Origin of the sequence: Streptomyces sp. NPDC020780, from assembly GCF_044334475.1 — a bacterium.
GTDB lineage: Bacteria > Actinomycetota > Actinomycetes > Streptomycetales > Streptomycetaceae > Streptomyces.
In genome coordinates this window covers 344,213-362,018 of record NZ_JBIRTB010000009.1, presented here as the reverse complement: position 1 = coordinate 362,018, position 17,806 = coordinate 344,213, and the positions used below count along the sequence as shown (strand labels likewise).

Here is a 17,806-nt window from a genome sequence, read left to right as displayed (position 1 = left end):
GACCGGTCGGGGGCCGGTCAGGGGTGGTGGTCGGCGGCCGGTGAGGCAGTGGTCCGGTGGGCCGGTCCGGGGCCGGCGGGCCGGCGGGCCGGCCCGGGGCGAGGGTCCGGCCCGCCCTGGTGAGGCGGGGGTGCCGCGGCGGGGTCTGCCGAGCGGTACGGGCCGGGCCGGCCGAGAGGTACACACCGGGATCGAGCGAGCGGTGCGCACCGGGATCGGCCGAGGGGTGCGGGCCGGGAGGTCAGGCGTGGGGGGCCGGGTGGTCGCCGGTGGTTTCCTCGGCGATGCGCTCGTGGTGGCGGATGACCTCGGCGACGATGAAGTTCAGGAGTTTCTCGGCGAATGCGGGGTCGAGCTTGGCGCTTTCGGCGAGCTGCCGCAGCCGGGCGATCTGGCGGGCTTCGCGGGCCGGGTCGGCCGGCGGGAGCTGGTGGGCGGCCTTGAGGTGGCCCACCTGCTGGGTGGCCTTGAACCGTTCGGCGAGCATGTGGACGACTGCGGCGTCGATGTTGTCGATGCTCTCGCGCAGTCGGTTCAGCTCGGCGGTGACGGCCGCGTCGATGTCGCTCGTGGTCATGGGCAGCGAGCTTACGGCCTCGGTGGAGGGGTGCGGGGCCCGGGTTACGGGGGTGTGATCATCGGTGGGTGGTCGGGGTCGGGGATGCGGTCGCTCCAGCCGCCGGGGACGCTGTGGCCCTGTTGTTCGCGGAAGCGGACCGGGGCGGTGCCGACGCGGCGGGCGAACAACCGGGAGAAGTAGGCGGGGTCGTCGTAGCCCACGCGTCGGGCGACGGCGGCGACGGGGAGGTCGGTGGCGGCGAGGAGTTCCTTGGCGCGGCCGAGTCTGATGCTGAGCAGGTAGTCCTTGGGGCTGCAGCCGGCTCCGCGCCGGACCGCGGTGCGCAGTTCGGCGGGCGTCATGTGGTGGCGGGCGGCGTGTTCGGCGACGGAGAGGGGGCGGCAGGCGTCGCGGGCCAGGGCTTTGAGTACGGAGTCCCCGTCGGGTCCGGTGTCGGCTCGTGCCCGGCGCAGGGATACGAGGAGTTCGTGGACGGCTGCGCCCGCTTCGACGTCCAGGAGGGGGTTGCCCCGGTGTGCGGCGCGCACGATGCGGCTGACGGCGGCGCGTGGGCCGGAGGTGTCGGTGAGGGGGACGAGGGGGCGTTCGGGCTCGATGTAGCCGAGTTCGGTGTAGGTGGTGGTGGCGGGTCCGGTGAAGTCGACGAAGCTCTCGTCCCAGCCGGTGGGGTCGGCGCCGTAGTGGTGGGGGGTGCCGGGGGTGAGCCAGATGAGGCTGGGCGCGGTGACGGCGGTCCGGCGGCCGTCGGTCGTGTGGAACCAGCCGCTGCCGGCGTTGATGAGGACGGCGACGTGGTGGTCGAGGGTGCGCGGTCCGACGGTGGGCAGGGCGCCGTGCTGGAGGCCGACGCCGAGGCAGGCGAGTCCGAGCCGGTGGTGGTGCGGGCTGGGTGTGAAGAAGCGCATCCAGGTGTGGTACATCGGCCTTCCACCTCCTGTCGGTGCTGCGTCCAAGCAGGAGTGATCTTTATCCATGGACGGCTCGGGCACCAGAGGGCGAGGCTGGAGCCCGGCATTGGATGGGCGCAGAGGAGCGTACGGGGCGATGGCTGAATTCACCGTGGACGATGACGGTTTCCGGAGGGACGGCAGCCCTGTGCGCCTGTTGTCGGGGGCGCTGCACTACTTCCGTGTGCATGAGGGGCAGTGGGGGCACCGGTTGGCGATGCTGCGGGCGATGGGCCTGAACTGTGTGGAGACGTACGTGCCGTGGAATCTGCACGAGCCGCGGGAGGGCGCCTTCCGGGACGTGGGCGCGCTGGGCCGCTTCCTGGACGCGGCGGGGCGGGCCGGGCTGATGGCGATCGTGCGGCCCGGCCCGTACATCTGCGCCGAGTGGGAGAACGGGGGCCTGCCGGTGTGGGTGACGGGGCGGTTCGGCCGCCGGGTGCGGACGCGGGACGCGGGGTACACGGCGGCGGTGGAGCGGTGGTTCGCCGAGCTGCTTCCGCAGGTGGTGCGGCGGCAGGTCACGGTGGGCGGCCCGGTGGTCATGGTGCAGGTGGAGAACGAGTACGGGAGTTACGGCTCCGACGCGGTGCACCTGGAGGAGCTGGCGGGGTTGCTGCGCCGGTGCGGGGTGACGGTGCCGCTGTTCACGTCGGACGGTCCGGAGGATCACATGCTGTCGGGTGGTTCGGTGCCGGGTGTACCGGCCACGGTGAACTTCGGTTCGGGGGCGCGCGAGGCGTTCGAGGTGGTGCGCCGTCACCGGCCGCGCGGGCCGCTGATGTGCATGGAGTTCTGGTGCGGATGGTTCGAGCACTGGGGGGCGGCGCCTGTCGTGCGTGATCCGGCGGAGGCGGCGGACGCCTTGCGGGAGATCCTGGAGTGCGGGGCTTCGGTGAATGTGTACATGGCCCACGGGGGGACGAACTTCGGCGGCTGGGCGGGGGCGAACCGTTCCGGTCCGCTGCAGGACGAGGCGCTGGCGGGGACGGTGACGTCGTACGACTACGACGCGCCCGTCGACGAGTACGGGCGGCCGACGGAGAAGTTCTGGCGGATGCGCTCGGTGCTGGCCGAGTACGGGGTCGGTCCGCTGCCGGGCCTGCCGAAGGAGCCGGTGGGGCTGGGTGCGCGGGTGCGGGTGGAGCTGACGCAGGGGGTGCCGTTGGCGGGTGTGCTGGAGGCGTTGGGTGATCCGGAGGGGCCGGAGTCGGGGGTGCCGCCCACGTTCGAGGAGCTGGGGGTGGACCGGGGTGTGGTGCGCTACCGGGTGGGGGTGCCCGGCACGCGGCAGCCGTATCCGCTGCGTGCGGCGGGATTGCGGGACCGGGCCGTGGTGTACGTGGACGGGGTCCGGGCGGGGGTGCTGACCGAGGAGGAGCCCACGCTGGAGGCGCCGGTCGCGGGTCCCGCGGAGGTGGAGCTGTGGGTGCAGTCGCTGGGCCGGGTGAACTACGGGCCGCGGCTGGGTGAGCCGAAGGGCATCACGGTCGGGGTGCTGCACGAGCGGCAGTTCCTGCACGGGGTGCGGGCCCGGGCGCTGCGGCTGGATGCCTTCGAGGCGCCGGGGGCGGTGGCGGGGCTGCGGTTCGGCGGGGTCGGGGAGGCGGGGCCGACAGGTCTGTTCCGGGGGGTCTTCGACCTGGCGGGGGTGGCGGAGGCGGATCACGCGGGCCTGGAACTCCCCGGCTGGGCTGAGGGGTTCGTCTGGGTGAACGGTTTCTGCCTGGGTCGCTACCGGTCGGCGGGGCCGCAGCTGACGCTGTATGTCCCGGGCCCGGTCCTCCGCGACGGCGCCAACGAGGTGTGGGTGCTGGAGCTGGAGGAGGCGGGGGCCCCGTACGTGGAGCTGGGCCCGGGGGCGCCCGTCAGGGCGGGCACCCCCGGGGTGGCGCAGGGATGATCCGGGGCGGGTGCGGCCGGGTTCGGACAGCCGCGGCCGGTTCCGACAGTCGCGCCCGATGCGAACGGTCTCGGCCGATATGAAGGGTCGCGGCCTACGCGGACGGTCCCGCCCGGTTCAGAGCGTCGCAGCCGCGGAGGCGATGGCGGAGGCGAAGGTCGAGACCTGGGTGTACACCCCGGGATAGCCGGCGCGGGCACAGCCCTCGCCCCAGCTGACGATGCCGACCTGGATCCACGCTCCGGCGTTGTCCTTACGGAACATGGGGCCGCCGGAGTCGCCCTGGCAGGTGTCCACGCCGCCGGTGCTCACGTATCCGGCGCAGATCTCCTCGCCGGGGACGAGGTCGCTGCCGTAGGACTGCTGGCAGACGGAGTCGGAGACGTAGGGGACCGTCGCCTTCAGCAGGTAGCGCTGCTGGCCCCCGCCTTCGGTGGCCGCGCCCCAGCCGGCGATGGTGAAGGTGCCCGAGTCGTAGGCGGTGGTGGTGGCGATCTTCAGGGTGGGCTGGTTGATCGGCTGGGCGAGCTTGATCAGGGCCCAGTCCTTGCCCGTTCCGTTGTAGCCGGGGGCCTGGAGGACCTTGGTGGAGCGGACCTTGACGGCGCCGGCCGACTGTAGGTCGACGACGCCCGTCGTGGCGGTGATGGAGGTGTTGTTGCCGGATCCGCTCACGCAGTGCGCTGCGGTGAGCACGATGTTCGGGGCGTAGAGCGCGCCGCCGCAGCCCATGGAGAGCCGGACCATGAAGGGGAATTCACCCTGGGCGGCGCGGGTGCCGCCGACGACGGGGGTGGGGGCCGCCGAGGCGCCGGAGGGTTGGAGGCTGATCGTGGCGAGGGCCACCGCGGCTATGACGGAACACCTTTTGAGCGCGCGCAGAAGCTGCTTCAACTGACTGCCTGCTTTCGTCTGGGGGAACGGTGGGGGGTGCTGGTGCAGGCGTGCGGAGGTGCTGATGTGCAGGCGTGCGGAGGTGCTGATGTGCGGGCGTGCTGATGTGCGGGCGTACGGCTCCGGTTCGGGGTGCCAGCACACGAGGAACTGAGCATGTCCCCGACAAGGACGGTCCGATTATCGGGAAGTGCTCTCCGATTCCACAAGGCCGGTTTTCCGGCCAAGATCCTGGAGCGGTCAACCCGCCTTCTCCCCCGCGTGTCCCCCTACAGTGAAGGTCCATCGGGCGTCATCGACGGGGGTCCGGAGATGAATGACGTGAACGGCGTGCGTGACGCGCCGGACGGCGGAAGCGGCAGCGGTCCGGTTGTCCGCGGGTTCCCGCATCTGGACACCGTCCGCTCCGCGATCACCGCGCTTTACCGGCGCATCTCTCCCGACGGTGTGGCCCGGTACGCCACCAGCCTCGTCCCGGCCGACGCCGCCTTCTCCGACGTCGACGACCTGCACCTCGGAGCGCAGCGGGTGGCCCACGCCCTGGTGCACCACCTGCGCCTGCCGGAGGCACGCGTCATCGTCGGTTTCCGGCCGATGGAGCACGCCGCCGCCGTGGAACTGACCGCGGGTCCCGAGTACTTCGTCGAGCTCAACGACCGCTTCCGCACGCACCGCAGGGACATCGGGGCCGCACTGGCCCACGAGATCACCCATGTCCTGCTGCACCGGCTGGGGCTGGAGTTCCCGGGGACCGGGGACAACGAGATCCTCACCGACACGGTGACGGCCTATCTCGGCGCGGGCTGGCTCCTGCTGGACGCCTTCCGTCAGGACGCGGACTCCAGCCAGAAGCTCGGATACCTCACCCCGGAGGAGTTCGGTTACGTCCTGGCCAAGCGTGCCCTGCTCTTCGGTGAGGACCCGTCCGTCTGGTTCACCAGCCCGCAGGCGTACACGGCGTACACCCGGGGCCGGGAGCAGGCCCTGCGCGACCTGCGCCGGCCGCCGCTGACCGCCGCCGGGTGGGCGGGACGTCACCGGTACGCGAAGGACCGGCGCCGGGCCCGCGAAGACCCGGGCGCCCGCCAGGACCCCGCCGTCCCGTACACGTTCGAGGGTGACGCCACCGGCCTGCGGGTCTCCTTCGCCTGCCCCACCTGCCACCAGCGCATCCGGGTGCCCGTCCGGGGCCGGGTGCGCGCCCGGTGCGGGCTGTGCGGCACGGTCCTGGAGTGCGACACCTGAGACGGCGGATACAGGGGCCGCCGTAGGGTTGGACCATGACGGACGGTCCGGCCGAAGGCGCGCGCAGCCTCCTCGATGCCCTGTACGAGGATGACAACGCCGTCCTACGGGCGCTGCGCGCGGGGGCGTCCGCCGAGTCGTGCGACGAGGAGGGGACCACCGCGCTGTACCTGGCGTCCGTGCAGGACCTGCCCCGCACGGTCCGGCTCCTGCTCGCGGCCGGCGCGGACCCGAACCGGGCGAGCGGCCCGGGCGGGGGTGACCTGCCGTTGTGCGGGGCTGCGTGCGGGGGTCACGCCGAGGTCGTCGAGGCGCTCCTGGCCGCCGGGGCGGACCCCGGTCTGCGCGAGGAATTCGGTTTCACGGCGTTGCGGTGGGCGGTCGGGCTGGGCCACGCGCGGGTCGCGGAGATCCTGCTCGCGCACGGGGCGGACCCGGACCTGCCGGGCCCGCAGGACGAGTCCCCGCTGCTGGTCGCGGCCCGGCGCGGCTCGGTGCCCACGGTTCGGGTGCTGCTCCGCCACGGCGCCCGTGATCTGACGCGGGCGCTGGAGGAGGCCCGGCGCACGACGGACGTGGAGGGGGAACTGCGCGAGACCCTGCGCGCGATGTACGGGGACGTGGCCGACGACGCCCGGGTGCGCCGTACGCCGGTGGACGGCGGGGTCACGGTCACCGCCGAACTGCTCCGGGACGGTGAGCCGTACGCGTCGGTGGACCGGCAGACGGGGCACGGCGCGATCGCGACGCTGCTGGAGAACGAACTGGGTCTGCGGGCCCCGTTCGAGGAGCTGGCCGCACGGGCGCTGCGCCACGGGGACCCGGGTTCGCAGGACTGGCTGGTGGTCGTCGGGACGCTGTGGGAGCGCGGCGACGAGGAGACGTTCCAGGCGGCGGCCGCGTGGACGGCGGGCGGCGATCCGTTGCGCCGGGTACTCGGCGTGGACGTGCTCGCGCGGCTCGGCTTCCGTGAGGGTGGGAAGCCGTTCGCCGCGCGGGCCGTGCCGTTGCTGCGGGAGCTGGCACAGGAGCCGGGGGGTGTGCCGGCGCCCCGGCCGGCGGGCGAACCGGCGCGCGGGCCGGTGGACCCGGCGGTGGCCGCCCGTGCGCGGCAGGCCCTGGGCCAGTACAAGGGTCTGGCGAACCGTTCCGCGGACGAGGACCTGGCCGACCGTTCCGCGAACGAGGGGCCGTCCGGGGCCCGCTGACCGGGTGCGGCGGCCGGCCGTGGCCGGCCGCCGCACCGGGAGTCCGCCGTCAGGCGGCCCGGCGTCCGCGTCCGGGCGCGCTGCCGCGTCCGGTGCCACCGGCCCGGCCGGCCCCGGCGCCGCGGCCGGACGCGCCCGCGCCGCCCGCACTGCCGCGCCCGGCGCCGCCGCGTGCCGCTCCGCCGCCGGCGCCGCCACGCGTGGCGCCGGCTCCCTGCGCTGCGGTGCCCGTACCCGTACCGGAACCGCCACGCCGTCCGCGGCCCCGGCTGCCCGAACGGACGGTGCCGCCCGTGCCCGCGGCCGAACCGCCGCCGCGCGTGCGCGGCTTGGGCTGCGTCGGCTGCGGCACCTCGATGACGACCGCTATGCCCGACGGCTCGCGGGCACCCGTGATCCGGGAGAGCTCCTCGTCGCTGGACTTGATCCGGGTGGTGCGGGGCGCGATGCCCGCGTCGGCCATCAGCCGGGTCATCTCCCGCTTCTCCTCGGGCAGTACCAGCGTGACGACGCTGCCGGACTCACCGGCGCGCGCCGTACGCCCGCCGCGGTGGAGGTAGTCCTTGTGGTCGGTCGGCGGGTCCACGTTGACGACCAGGTCGAGGTCGTCGATGTGGATGCCCCGGGCCGCCACGTTCGTCGCGACGAGCGCGGTGACCTGCCCGGTCTTGAACTGGTCCAGGGTCCGGTTGCGCTGCGGCTGGGACCGGCCGCCGTGCAGTGCGGCGGCCCGCACGCCACTGGCCAGGAGCCGCTTGGCGAAGCGGTCGGCCGCGCGCTTGGTGTCCACGAACATGATCACCCGCCCGTCACGGGCGGCGATGCGGGTGGCGACGGCCTTCTTGTCCGTCTCGTCCGCCACGTGCAGCACGTGGTGCTCCATGGTGGTGACGGCACCGGCGGACGGGTCGACCGAGTGGACGACCGGGTCGGTGAGGAACATCTTGACCAGCCGGTCGATGTTCTTGTCGAGGGTCGCCGAGAACAGCATCCGCTGCCCGTCCGGCTCGACCTGCTTGAGCAGGGCGACGACCTGCGGCATGAAGCCCATGTCCGCCATCTGGTCAGCCTCGTCCAGGACGGTGATCGCGACCTCGTCGAGCCGGCAGTCACCGCGCTCGATGAGGTCCTTGAGCCGCCCGGGGGTGGCGACGAGCACCTCGGCGCCGCGGCGCAGGGCCCCGGACTGCCTGCTGATGGACATGCCGCCCACGACGGTGGCCACCCGCAGGTTGACGGAGGTCGCGTACGGCGTCAGCGCGTCGGTCACCTGCTGGGCCAGCTCGCGGGTGGGTACGAGGACCAGGCCCAGCGGGGCGTGCGGCTCGGAGCGGCGGCCGGCGGTACGGGCCAGGAGCGCCAGGCCGAAGGCGAGGGTCTTGCCGGAGCCGGTGCGGCCGCGGCCGAGGATGTCCCGGCCCGCCAGCGAGTTCGGCAGGGTGGCGCCCTGGATCGGGAAGGGATCGGTGACGCCCTGCGCGGTGAGGGTCTTCAGCAGCGCGGCGGGCATGTCCAGGTCGGCGAACGCCTCGACGCCGGGCAGTGCGGGGGTCGTGGTCTCCGGAAGGGCGAATTCGCCGCCCTGCTGGGCCGCGGGCTTGCGCCGGGCCGGTGCCTTGCCGGTTCCTCGGGGGTTCGCCTGCACCCGGTCCGTTCCGCGTCCCCGTGCGGGGCGGTTGCGGGTCGGTCGGTCCTGGCGTTCGGAGCGGGTCATACGGAAGTGCCCTCCTGGGGGATTCCTGGGGTCACTGCCGACTGCTGCGGACTGCTTGATGTGCGCCCCAGGATGCAAGCACAGAGCAGGTGTCCCGGAAACGGAGCGAACCGGGAGGGTGAGCCGGGAACAGCACAAACCGGGGCCCGCACCTTCTCGGTGCGGGCCCCGGCTGCGAGGTACGCGTCCGGCAATCAGGCCGGGACGATGTTCTCCGCCTGCGGGCCCTTCTGGCCCTGCGTGACGTCGAAGGAGACCTTCTGGCCCTCCTGGAGCTCACGGAAGCCCTGGGTGGCGATGTTGGAGTAGTGGGCGAAGACGTCGGCGCCGCCGCCGTCCTGCTCGATGAAGCCGAAGCCCTTTTCCGAGTTGAACCACTTCACGGTTCCAGTAGCCATGTCATTCTCCTAAAAGAGGTGCAGTGCCGAGAATCCGCACTTCACGGATTCCAAGTCGCCGCATTGAGCCCCATCCGGAGAAAGCCGGAAAACAATAAAGCGCCTGAGGAGGGTTCCCGTCAGGCGCACATAAAGTTCATGGGTACCAAAACTGCAACGGGACAACCGTAGCACGTTCTTCCGGCGGGCGGCAGGACCGGTCCCCTCCGCCGCGCGGCGGACTTCGCTGACCAGCGTGGTCGGGGGCGCCGTACCCGTGGGTTCGGGAGAGGTTTCCCTGGGCGTTCTCCGTGGTTCTCCCCGATCCCCCCTTGGCTGCGGGCCCGCGCTGCCCCTGCGGGCGGGCCCCGGCCGCAGGGGCGCCAGGACGTGGTGCTTGTACTGCTGGAAGCGTTTCCGCACGGTGTCGGCGAAGACGGGTTCGGCCGCCAGGAAGTCGTGCCGTCGTGCCATGAACTCGGTGTCATGGGCGCCATGAACCACTGTGATCCCCACTCCCCCTGCCGGGCGTTCCGCCGACGTCACCGGATCGGACGCCGTCCGCCTGCGGGGCCGCGCCGCCCCGCCTGCGACGCGCAGGGTCACCGGACGATGCCCTGGGCCGTCGCCGCCGCCAGCCAGTGCGGGAATTCGGCGACCAGGCGCTCGTACAGCTCGGCGTCCGGGACGCGGCGCGGGTCGGCCCCGGCGTGGAAGAAGCCCGCGTTGTCGACGGGCCGCTCGGCGGGTACGGCCAGTTCGTCGAGGGTGCGCAGGAAGTCGAACTGGGTGCTGCGCTTGTTGCCGAAGCCGATGAACTGCCAGAACAGGGGCAGTTTCGCGGCCTTGCACAGATGGCGTCGCGCGGCGTGCTTGCTGACGGGTCCGCCGTCCGTCTGGAAGACGACGAGGGCGGGCGCGGTCGAGCCGCTGTCGAGGTAGTGGTCGATGACGGCGTCCATGGCCACGTGGTAGCTGGTCTTCCCCATGTGTCCGAGGCCGGCCACGATCGCGTCGATGCGGCCGTGGTGGTCGTCCAGCGATATGTCGGTGAGGCAGTCGACGTCGGTGGAGAAGAGGACGACGGGGACCCGGCCGTCGTCGTCGAGGTGGGCCGCCAGTCCCAGCACCCGGTCGGCCAGTGCCTGGACGCTGCCGTCCTTGTAGTACTCCCGCATCGAGCCGGAGTAGTCGAGCACCAGGTAGACGGCGGCCCGCCGGCCGCTCATCCCGTGCTTCTCCAGTGACACCTGCGCCCTCTTGTACAGGCTGACGAGCGCCGGCGCCGCCTCGCGGACCTTGCTCAGGCTGATGGCGGGGCCTGGGAGTTCGGGCGGGACGGCCATGCGGGGCTCCGATCCGGGGCGTCGTGGCCGGCGATGCGGGCTGTCGGCCGGTGGCCGCCACCGGCCGGGCGGTGGGGGCTCCCCGCGTTCCTGATCGCGGGAGCTCAGAGCCTAAGGGCTGAGGGGCGTCCCGTGTACCCGGCGGACCGGCCGGACCGGCGGTGCCCCGGGCCGGGGCGTGGTGGGTGCCGGGGAGCGAGGGCTCGGGGGACAGCGCCCGGGGCGCCCGCGCCCCCGGGTGCCCCGCCCTCCCCCGCGTTCGCTATCTTGATCGCCGCCGCCCCCGCGGCCCTCCTCCCCGTCCACGAACGAAGGAGCCGGCCATGGAGGCCGCCCCCACCGCGTGCTACCGCCACCCGTCGTACGAGACGTACGTGCGCTGCACGCGCTGCGACCGCTACATATGCCCCGACTGCATGCGGGAGGCCGCTGTGGGGCATCACTGCGTGGAGTGCGTGCGCGAGGGACAGCGTTCGGTCCGTCAGGCCCGCTCCGTGTTCGGCGGCGCCGTACCGCGGGCCGCGAAACCCCTGGTGACCTACGCGCTGATGGGGGTCAACATCCTCGCGTACCTCGTCCAGGTGGCGGTGGCCGGGACGGTGGACCGGTTCGGGATGCTGGGTGCGGCGCTGACCGACCCCGCGGGCGCGCAGTACTACTACAGGGGTGAGACCTTCGCCGGTTTCGATCTGGTCGGCGTGGCCGGCGGTGAGTGGTACCGGCTGCTCACCGGCGCGTTCCTGCACCAGCCGCCGGACGCCTCGTTCGGCGTGATGCACCTGGTCTTCAACATGTTCGCGCTCTGGAACGTCGGCCGGGCCGTCGAGGGCCAGCTCGGCCGGGCGCGGTACCTGGCGCTGTATCTGCTGTCCGCGCTCGGCAGTTCGGTCCTGGTGTACGTGCTCGCGCCGGACACCCTGACGGTCGGCGCCTCGGGTGCGGTCTTCGGTCTGGGCGCGGCGTACTACGTCATCAGCCGGCGTCTGGGCCGGGACATGCAGCCCGTCAACCGGTTCATGGCCGTGCTGCTGCTGTGGATGGTCGTCTCCGCCGCGGTCACCTCGTGGCAGGGCCACCTGGGCGGGCTGCTGACGGGTGGTCTGGTGACGTACGCGCTCGCCTACGCCCCGCCGAGGCTGCGGACCTCCGCGGCTCAGCTGGCCGGCGGGGCGGTCCTGATCGTGGTGCTGGCACTGGTGGTGACGGTGAGGACGGCCGCGCTGACGGGCGCCGCCTGACCGCCCGCGGGGCTGCGCCGGTACGAGCGCGCTCCTCCCGCGGGGGCGGCCGTCCGGTGGGCCGGGCCGGGAGGTCACGACCGGGGGCCGTGCCGGTGCCCCGGGCACGCCACGGCGCCCGCCCTGGTCCGGTCGGGGACGAGGCGGGCGCCGTGTTCAGTTCCGTACGCCGTTGTACGGGACGTCGTGTGCCGTGATCAGACCGTCAGGGAACGGTCCGTCGGGCGGATCGGGGCCGGCAGCGCACTGGCGCCGGTGAGGTAGCGGTCCACGCCGCGTGCCGCGGAGCGGCCTTCGGCGATGGCCCACACGATGAGGGACTGGCCACGGCCCGCGTCGCCGGCGACGTAGACGCCGTCGACGTTGGTCGCGTAGTCCTCGTCGCGTGCGATGTTACCGCGCTCGTCGAGGTCGAGGCCGAACTGCTGGACCAGGCCGTTGGCCTGGTCGGTGCCGGTGAAGCCCATGGCCAGGGTGACGAGCTGGGCCGGGATGACCCGCTCGGTGCCGTCCTTCTGCTCCAGCTTGCCGTCCTTGAACTCCACCTCGATCAGGTGCAGGGACTGGACGTTGCCGTGCTCGTCGCCCTCGAAGTGGGTGGTCGAGACGGAGTAGAGCCGCTCGCCGCCCTCCTCGTGCGCGGAGGTGACCTTGTAGAGCATGGGGAAGGTCGGCCAGGGCTGGTTGGCGTTACGCTCCTCGCCCGGCCTCGGCATGATCTCCAGCTGGGTGACGGAGGCCGCGCCCTGCCGGTGGGCGGTGCCGACGCAGTCGGCTCCGGTGTCGCCGCCGCCGATGACGACGACGTGCTTGCCCTCGGCGGTGATCGGGGAGACCGTCAGGTCGCCCTCCCGCACCTTGTTGGCGAGCGGGAGGTACTCCATCGCGAAGTGCACGCCGTTCAGCTCGCGGCCCGGTACGGGCAGGTCGCGGGAGACGGTGGCGCCGGCGGCGATGACGACCGAGTCGTAACGGCGGCGCAGCTTCGCGGCGTCGATGTCACGGCCGATCTCGGTCTCGGTGCGGAACTTGGTGCCCTCCGCGCGCATCTGCTCGATGCGGCGGTTGATGTGCGACTTCTCCATCTTGAACTCGGGGATGCCGTAGCGGAGCAGGCCGCCGATGCGGTCGGCACGCTCGTAGACGACGACCGTGTGGCCGGCCCGGGTCAGCTGCTGGGCGGCGGCCAGTCCGGCCGGGCCGGAGCCGATGACGGCGACGGTCTTGCCGGAGAGGCGCTCGGGCGGCTGCGGGGTGACGTCGCCGCTGTCCCAGGCCTTGTCGATGATGGAGACTTCGACGTTCTTGATGGTGACGGCGGGCTGGTTGATGCCGAGGACGCACGCCGACTCGCAGGGAGCGGGGCACAGCCGCCCGGTGAACTCCGGGAAGTTGTTCGTGGCGTGCAGGCGTTCGGAGGCGGCGGACCAGTCCTCGCGGTAGGCGTAGTCGTTCCACTCGGGGATGAGGTTTCCGAGGGGACAGCCGTTGTGGCAGAACGGGATGCCGCAGTCCATGCAGCGGCCGGCCTGCTTGCTGATGATCGGGAGCAGCGAACCGGGAACGTAGACCTCGTTCCAGTCCTTGACGCGCTCGCCGACGGGGCGGGTCTGGGCGACCTCGCGTCCGGTGGTCAGGAAGCCCTTGGGGTCAGCCATGGGTCGCCGCCTCCATCATCTTCTGGGTGGTCTCCTGCTCGGAGAGACCGGCGAGCTCAGCGGCGTCCTTGGCGGCGAGCACTGCCTTGTAGGTGGACGGGATGATCTTGCTGAACCGGGTCACCGCGGTGTCCCAGTCGGCAAGCAGCTTCGCGGCGACCGTGGAGGCGGTCTCCTCCTGGTGGCGGCGCACGACGGCGTGCAGCCACTGCTTGTCGGTGTCGTCGAGCGTCTGGACGGCGCCGAGGTTGCCGGTGTTGACGTTGTCGGGGTCGAGGTCGATGACGTAGGCGACGCCGCCGGACATGCCCGCGGCGAAGTTGCGCCCGGTCTCGCCGAGGACGACGGCGTGGCCGCCGGTCATGTATTCGCAGCCGTGGTCGCCCACGCCTTCGGAGACGACGGTGGCACCGGAGTTGCGGACGCAGAAGCGCTCGCCGGTCCGGCCGCGGAGGAAGACCTCGCCGCCGGTCGCCCCGTAGGCGATGGTGTTGCCCGCGATGGTGGAGTACTCGGCGAGGTGGTCGGCGCCGCGGTCCGGGCGGACGACGACCCGCCCGCCGGAGAGGCCCTTGCCGACGTAGTCGTTGGCGTCGCCCTCCAGGCGCAGGGTGACACCGCGTGGTACGAACGCTCCGAACGACTGGCCGGCGGAGCCCGTGAAGGTGATGTCGATGGTGTCGTCGGGCAGGCCCGCACCGCCGAACTTCCTGGTGACCTCGTGGCCGAGCATGGTGCCGACGGTCCGGTTGATGTTGCGGATCGCGATCTGGGCGCGGACGGGCTGGGCGGCCTCGGCGCTGTCGGCGCCGAGGGCGTCGGCGGCGAGCTTGATCAGCTCGTTGTCGAGCGCCTTGGCCAGGCCGTGGTCCTGTGCGGCGATCTGGTGGCGGACGGCGCCCTCGGGGAGTTCCGGCACGTGGAAGAGGGGCTCGAGGTCGAGGCCCTGGGCCTTCCAGTGCGTGACGGCCCGCTCGGTGTCGAGGAGTTCGGCGTGACCGACGGCTTCCTCGATGCTGCGGAAGCCGAGCTCGGCGAGGATCTCGCGGACCTCTTCGGCGATGAACTCGAAGAAGTTGACGATGTATTCGGCCTTGCCGGAGAACCGGTCGCGCAGGACCGGGTTCTGGGTGGCGATGCCGACGGGGCAGGTGTCGAGGTGGCAGACGCGCATCATGACGCAGCCGGAGACGACGAGCGGCGCGGTCGCGAAACCGAACTCCTCGGCGCCCAGCAGGGCGGCGATGACGACGTCACGGCCGGTCTTGAGCTGGCCGTCGGTCTGGACGACGATGCGGTCGCGCAGGCCGTTGAGGAGCAGGGTCTGCTGGGTCTCGGCGAGGCCGAGCTCCCAGGGGCCGCCCGCGTGCTTGAGCGAGGTGAGCGGGGACGCGCCCGTGCCGCCGTCGTGGCCGGAGATGAGGACGACGTCCGCGTGGGCCTTGGAGACCCCGGCGGCGACCGTTCCGACGCCGACCTCGGAGACCAGCTTCACGTGGATGCGGGCCGCCGGGTTGGCGTTCTTGAGGTCGTGGATCAGCTGGGCCAGGTCCTCGATGGAGTAGATGTCGTGGTGCGGCGGGGGCGAGATCAGGCCGACACCCGGGGTGGAGTGCCGGGTCCTGGCGACCCACGGGTAGACCTTGTGGCCGGGCAGCTGGCCGCCCTCGCCGGGCTTGGCGCCCTGCGCCATCTTGATCTGGATGTCGTCCGCGTTCACGAGGTACTCGCTGGTCACACCGAAGCGGCCGGAGGCGACCTGCTTGATGGCCGAGCGGCGGGCCGGGTCGTACAGCCGGTCCGCGTCCTCGCCGCCCTCACCGGTGTTGGACTTGCCGCCCAGCTGGTTCATGGCGACGGCGAGGGTCTCGTGCGCCTCCTGGGAGATGGAGCCGTACGACATGGCGCCGGTGGAGAAGCGCTTGACGATGTCGGAGACGGACTCGACCTCGTCGAGGGGCACCGGTGCGCGGCCGGACCTGCCGTTCTCACTCGTCTTCAGGGCGAACAGGCCGCGGAGCGTCATGAGGCGCTCGGACTGCTCGTTGACCCGGCCGGTGTACTTCTTGAAGATGTCGTACCGGCGGTTGCGGGTGGCGTGCTGGAGGCGGAAGACCGTCTCCGGGTCGAACAGGTGGGGCTCGCCCTCACGGCGCCACTGGTACTCGCCGCCGATCTCCAGGGCGCGGTGCGAGGCGGAGATGCCGGAGGCGGGGTACGCCTTGGCGTGGCGGGCGGCGACCTCCTTGGCGACGACGTCGAGTCCGGCGCCGCCGATCTTGGTGGCGGTGCCGTTGAAGTACTGGGCGACGAAGGCATCGTCGAGGCCGACGGCCTCGAAGACCTGGGCGCCACGGTAGGAGGCGACGGTGGAGATGCCCATCTTGGACATGACCTTCAGGACGCCCTTGCCGAGGGCGTGGATGAGGTTGCGAATGGCCTGTTCGGGCTCGATGCCCTCGATGAACGTGCCGGCGCGGACGAGGTCCTCGACGGACTCCATCGCCAGGTACGGGTTGACGGCGGCGGCGCCGTAGCCGATGAGCAGGGCGACGTGGTGGACCTCGCGGACGTCACCGGCCTCGACCAGCAGGCCCACCTGGGTGCGCTGCTTGGTGCGGATGAGGTGGTGGTGGACGGCGGAGGTGAGCAGCAGCGAGGGGATCGGCGCGTGCTCGGCGTCGGAGTGCCGGTCGGACAGGACGACCAGGCGGGCGCCGTCCTCGATGGCGGCGTCGACCTCGGTGCAGATCGCCTCGATGCGGGCGGCGAGGGCGTCGCCGCCGCCGCTGACCCGGTAGAGGCCGGCCAGGGTGGCGGCCTTGAGGCCCGGCATGTCGCCGTCGGCGTTGATGTGTATGAGCTTGGCCAGCTCGTCGTTGTCGATGACCGGGAAGGGCAGTGCGACGTTGCGGCAGGTCGCCGCGGTGGGTGCCAGGATGTTGCCCTGGGGGCCCAGCGTGGAGCGCAGCGAGGTGACGAGTTCCTCGCGGATGGCGTCCAGCGGGGGGTTGGTGACCTGGGCGAACAGCTGGGTGAAGTAGTCGAAGAGCAGCCGGGGGCGCTCGGAGAGGGCGGCGATCGGTGAGTCGGTGCCCATGGACCCGAGGGGTTCACCGGCGGTGCGGGCCATCGGGGCGATGAGGACGCGGAGCTCTTCCTCGGTGTAGCCGAAGGTCTGCTGGCGGCGGGTGACGGAGGCGTGGGTGTGGACGATGTGCTCGCGCTCGGGGAGGTCCTCGAGCTCGATCTCGCCGGTCTCCAGCCACTCCTCGTACGGCTTCTCGGCGGCCAGGGACGCCTTGATCTCGTCGTCCTCGATGATGCGGTGCTCGGCGGTGTCGACGAGGAACATCCGGCCCGGCTGGAGGCGGCCCTTGCGGACGACCTTGGCCGGGTCGATGTCCAGGACGCCCACCTCGGAGGAGAGGACGACGAGGCCGTCGTCGGTGACCCAGTAGCGGCCGGGACGCAGGCCGTTGCGGTCGAGGACGGCGCCGACCTGGGTGCCGTCGGTGAAGGTGACGCAGGCGGGGCCGTCCCAGGGCTCCATCATCGTGGAGTGGTACTGGTAGAAGGCGCGTCGGGCCGGGTCCATGGAGGCGTGGTTCTCCCATGCCTCGGGGACCATCATCAGCACCGAGTGCGGCAGGGAGCGGCCGCCGAGGTGGAGCAGCTCCAGGACCTCGTCGAAGGACGCGGAGTCGGAGGCGTCGGGGGTGCAGACGGGGAAGATCCGGTCGAGCCGGTCCTCTCCGAAGAGGCTGGAGGCGAGCTGGGACTCGCGGGCCTTCATCCAGTTGCGGTTGCCCTTGACCGTGTTGATCTCGCCGTTGTGCGCGACGAAGCGGTACGGGTGTGCGAGCGGCCAGCTCGGGAAGGTGTTGGTGGAGAAGCGGGAGTGGACCAGGGCGACCGCGGTGGCGAAGCGGCGGTCGGAGAGGTCGGGGAAGAACGGCTCCAGCTGTCCGGTGGTGAGCATGCCCTTGTAGACGATCGTGCGGGCGGAGAGCGAGGGGAAGTACACCCCGGCCTCACGCTCGGCGCGCTTGCGCAGGACGAAGGCCTTGCGGTCCAGGGCGATGCCGGTGCTGGTGCCGTCGGCGACGACCAGCTGGCGGAATTCGGGCATCACGGCGCGGGCGCCCTTGCCGAGGATGTCCGGCGTGACCGGGACCTGGCGCCAGCCCAGGACGTCGAGTCCCTCTTCGGCGGCGATCTTCTCGATGCGCCGGACGGCCTGGGCGGAGTCGTCGGCGGGCAGGAAGGCGATGCCGACGGCGTACGAGCCGGCCTCGGGAAGCTCGAAGGCCACCGCCTCGCGGAGGAAGGCGTCCGGAACCTGGAGAAGAATGCCGGCGCCGTCACCCGAGTCGGGCTCGGATCCGGTGGCGCCGCGGTGTTCGAGGTTGCGCAGTACGGTCAGCGCCTGCTCGACCAGCTCATGGCTGGCCACACCGGTCAGAGTGGCCACGAACCCGACGCCGCAGGCGTCGTGCTCGTTACGGGGGTCGTACATCCCCTGCTGAACGGGGCGACCGTCCATGGGCGACCAGGCGTCGGAACGCATCGGCTCTCCCGTCGTCGTCGTGGCATGTGCTGTGCCGAGGGACGACGTTGGCCCTCTGCGAAATTTCGTGCAGGTTACATGATGGAACGCTTCTCAGAAAGCGGATAGGTCGTTCCAGCATGCGGA

At 72.0% G+C, this 17,806-nt stretch carries 12 protein-coding genes; 4 read left to right on the top strand and 8 right to left on the bottom strand.

What is annotated here, in order from left to right; translation table 11 throughout:
- Nucleotides 1–241: 241 nt before the first annotated feature.
- Together ACH4VO_RS20130 and ACH4VO_RS20125 are read right to left on the bottom strand one after the other, a co-directional pair.
- Nucleotides 242–577, bottom strand: a complete 336-nt coding sequence (locus tag ACH4VO_RS20130) for a chorismate mutase (protein WP_360996169.1) — start codon at nucleotides 575–577, stop codon at nucleotides 242–244.
- 44 nt (nucleotides 578–621) lie between these two features.
- Nucleotides 622–1,500 carry an AraC family transcriptional regulator gene (locus ACH4VO_RS20125; protein WP_360996167.1) on the bottom strand — a complete coding sequence of 293 codons (879 nt, stop codon included), beginning with the start codon at nucleotides 1,498–1,500 and terminating at the stop codon, nucleotides 622–624.
- 124 nt (nucleotides 1,501–1,624) lie between these two features.
- Between ACH4VO_RS20125 and ACH4VO_RS20120 the strand changes: the two genes are divergently transcribed.
- Nucleotides 1,625–3,430 (top strand): beta-galactosidase family protein, encoded by a 1,806-nt coding sequence (locus ACH4VO_RS20120; RefSeq protein WP_360996165.1) that lies wholly within the window; start codon nucleotides 1,625–1,627, stop codon nucleotides 3,428–3,430.
- Between the two features lie 117 nt (nucleotides 3,431–3,547).
- Here ACH4VO_RS20120 and ACH4VO_RS20115 read toward each other — a convergent pair whose 3' ends face one another.
- Nucleotides 3,548–4,324 (bottom strand): serine protease, encoded by a 777-nt coding sequence (locus ACH4VO_RS20115; protein ID WP_360996162.1) that lies wholly within the window; start codon nucleotides 4,322–4,324, stop codon nucleotides 3,548–3,550.
- A gap of 312 nt (nucleotides 4,325–4,636) precedes the next feature.
- On the opposite strand from ACH4VO_RS20115, the gene ACH4VO_RS20110 reads away from it, so the two are divergent.
- Together ACH4VO_RS20110 and ACH4VO_RS20105 are read left to right on the top strand one after the other, a co-directional pair.
- Nucleotides 4,637–5,569 carry a hypothetical protein gene (locus ACH4VO_RS20110; protein WP_360996159.1) on the top strand — a complete coding sequence of 311 codons (933 nt, stop codon included), beginning with the start codon at nucleotides 4,637–4,639 and terminating at the stop codon, nucleotides 5,567–5,569.
- 35 nt (nucleotides 5,570–5,604) lie between these two features.
- The gene (locus ACH4VO_RS20105) at nucleotides 5,605–6,777 is read left to right on the top strand and encodes an ankyrin repeat domain-containing protein (RefSeq protein ID WP_360996157.1); all 1,173 of its coding nucleotides are present in this window, start codon (nucleotides 5,605–5,607) and stop codon (nucleotides 6,775–6,777) included.
- Between the two features lie 49 nt (nucleotides 6,778–6,826).
- On the opposite strand, the gene ACH4VO_RS20100 is transcribed toward ACH4VO_RS20105, so the two are convergent.
- The 3 genes from ACH4VO_RS20100 to ACH4VO_RS20090 form a co-directional block, all read right to left on the bottom strand.
- Nucleotides 6,827–8,491, bottom strand: coding sequence for a DEAD/DEAH box helicase (locus tag ACH4VO_RS20100; RefSeq protein ID WP_360996154.1), 1,665 nt, complete (start codon nucleotides 8,489–8,491; stop codon nucleotides 6,827–6,829).
- Between the two features lie 194 nt (nucleotides 8,492–8,685).
- The gene (locus tag ACH4VO_RS20095) at nucleotides 8,686–8,889 is read right to left on the bottom strand and encodes a cold-shock protein (RefSeq protein WP_015607926.1); all 204 of its coding nucleotides are present in this window, start codon (nucleotides 8,887–8,889) and stop codon (nucleotides 8,686–8,688) included.
- Between the two features lie 581 nt (nucleotides 8,890–9,470).
- A complete protein-coding gene (locus tag ACH4VO_RS20090) occupies nucleotides 9,471–10,214 on the bottom strand; it encodes a VWA domain-containing protein (protein ID WP_360996151.1) in 744 nt (247 codons plus the stop codon).
- Nucleotides 10,215–10,537: 323 nt separating this feature from the next.
- Between ACH4VO_RS20090 and ACH4VO_RS20085 the strand changes: the two genes are divergently transcribed.
- Nucleotides 10,538–11,452, top strand: coding sequence for a rhomboid family intramembrane serine protease (locus ACH4VO_RS20085; RefSeq protein ID WP_360996148.1), 915 nt, complete (start codon nucleotides 10,538–10,540; stop codon nucleotides 11,450–11,452).
- 197 nt (nucleotides 11,453–11,649) lie between these two features.
- On the opposite strand, the gene ACH4VO_RS20080 is transcribed toward ACH4VO_RS20085, so the two are convergent.
- On the bottom strand, nucleotides 11,650–13,110 hold the full coding sequence (locus ACH4VO_RS20080) for a glutamate synthase subunit beta (protein WP_360996145.1): 1,461 nt from the start codon (nucleotides 13,108–13,110) through the stop codon (nucleotides 11,650–11,652).
- A complete protein-coding gene (gene gltB, locus ACH4VO_RS20075) occupies nucleotides 13,103–17,680 on the bottom strand; it encodes a glutamate synthase large subunit (protein WP_360996142.1) in 4,578 nt (1,525 codons plus the stop codon). Before gltB ends, ACH4VO_RS20080 begins: the two co-directional genes overlap by 8 nt.
- Nucleotides 17,681–17,806 lie beyond the last annotated feature (126 nt).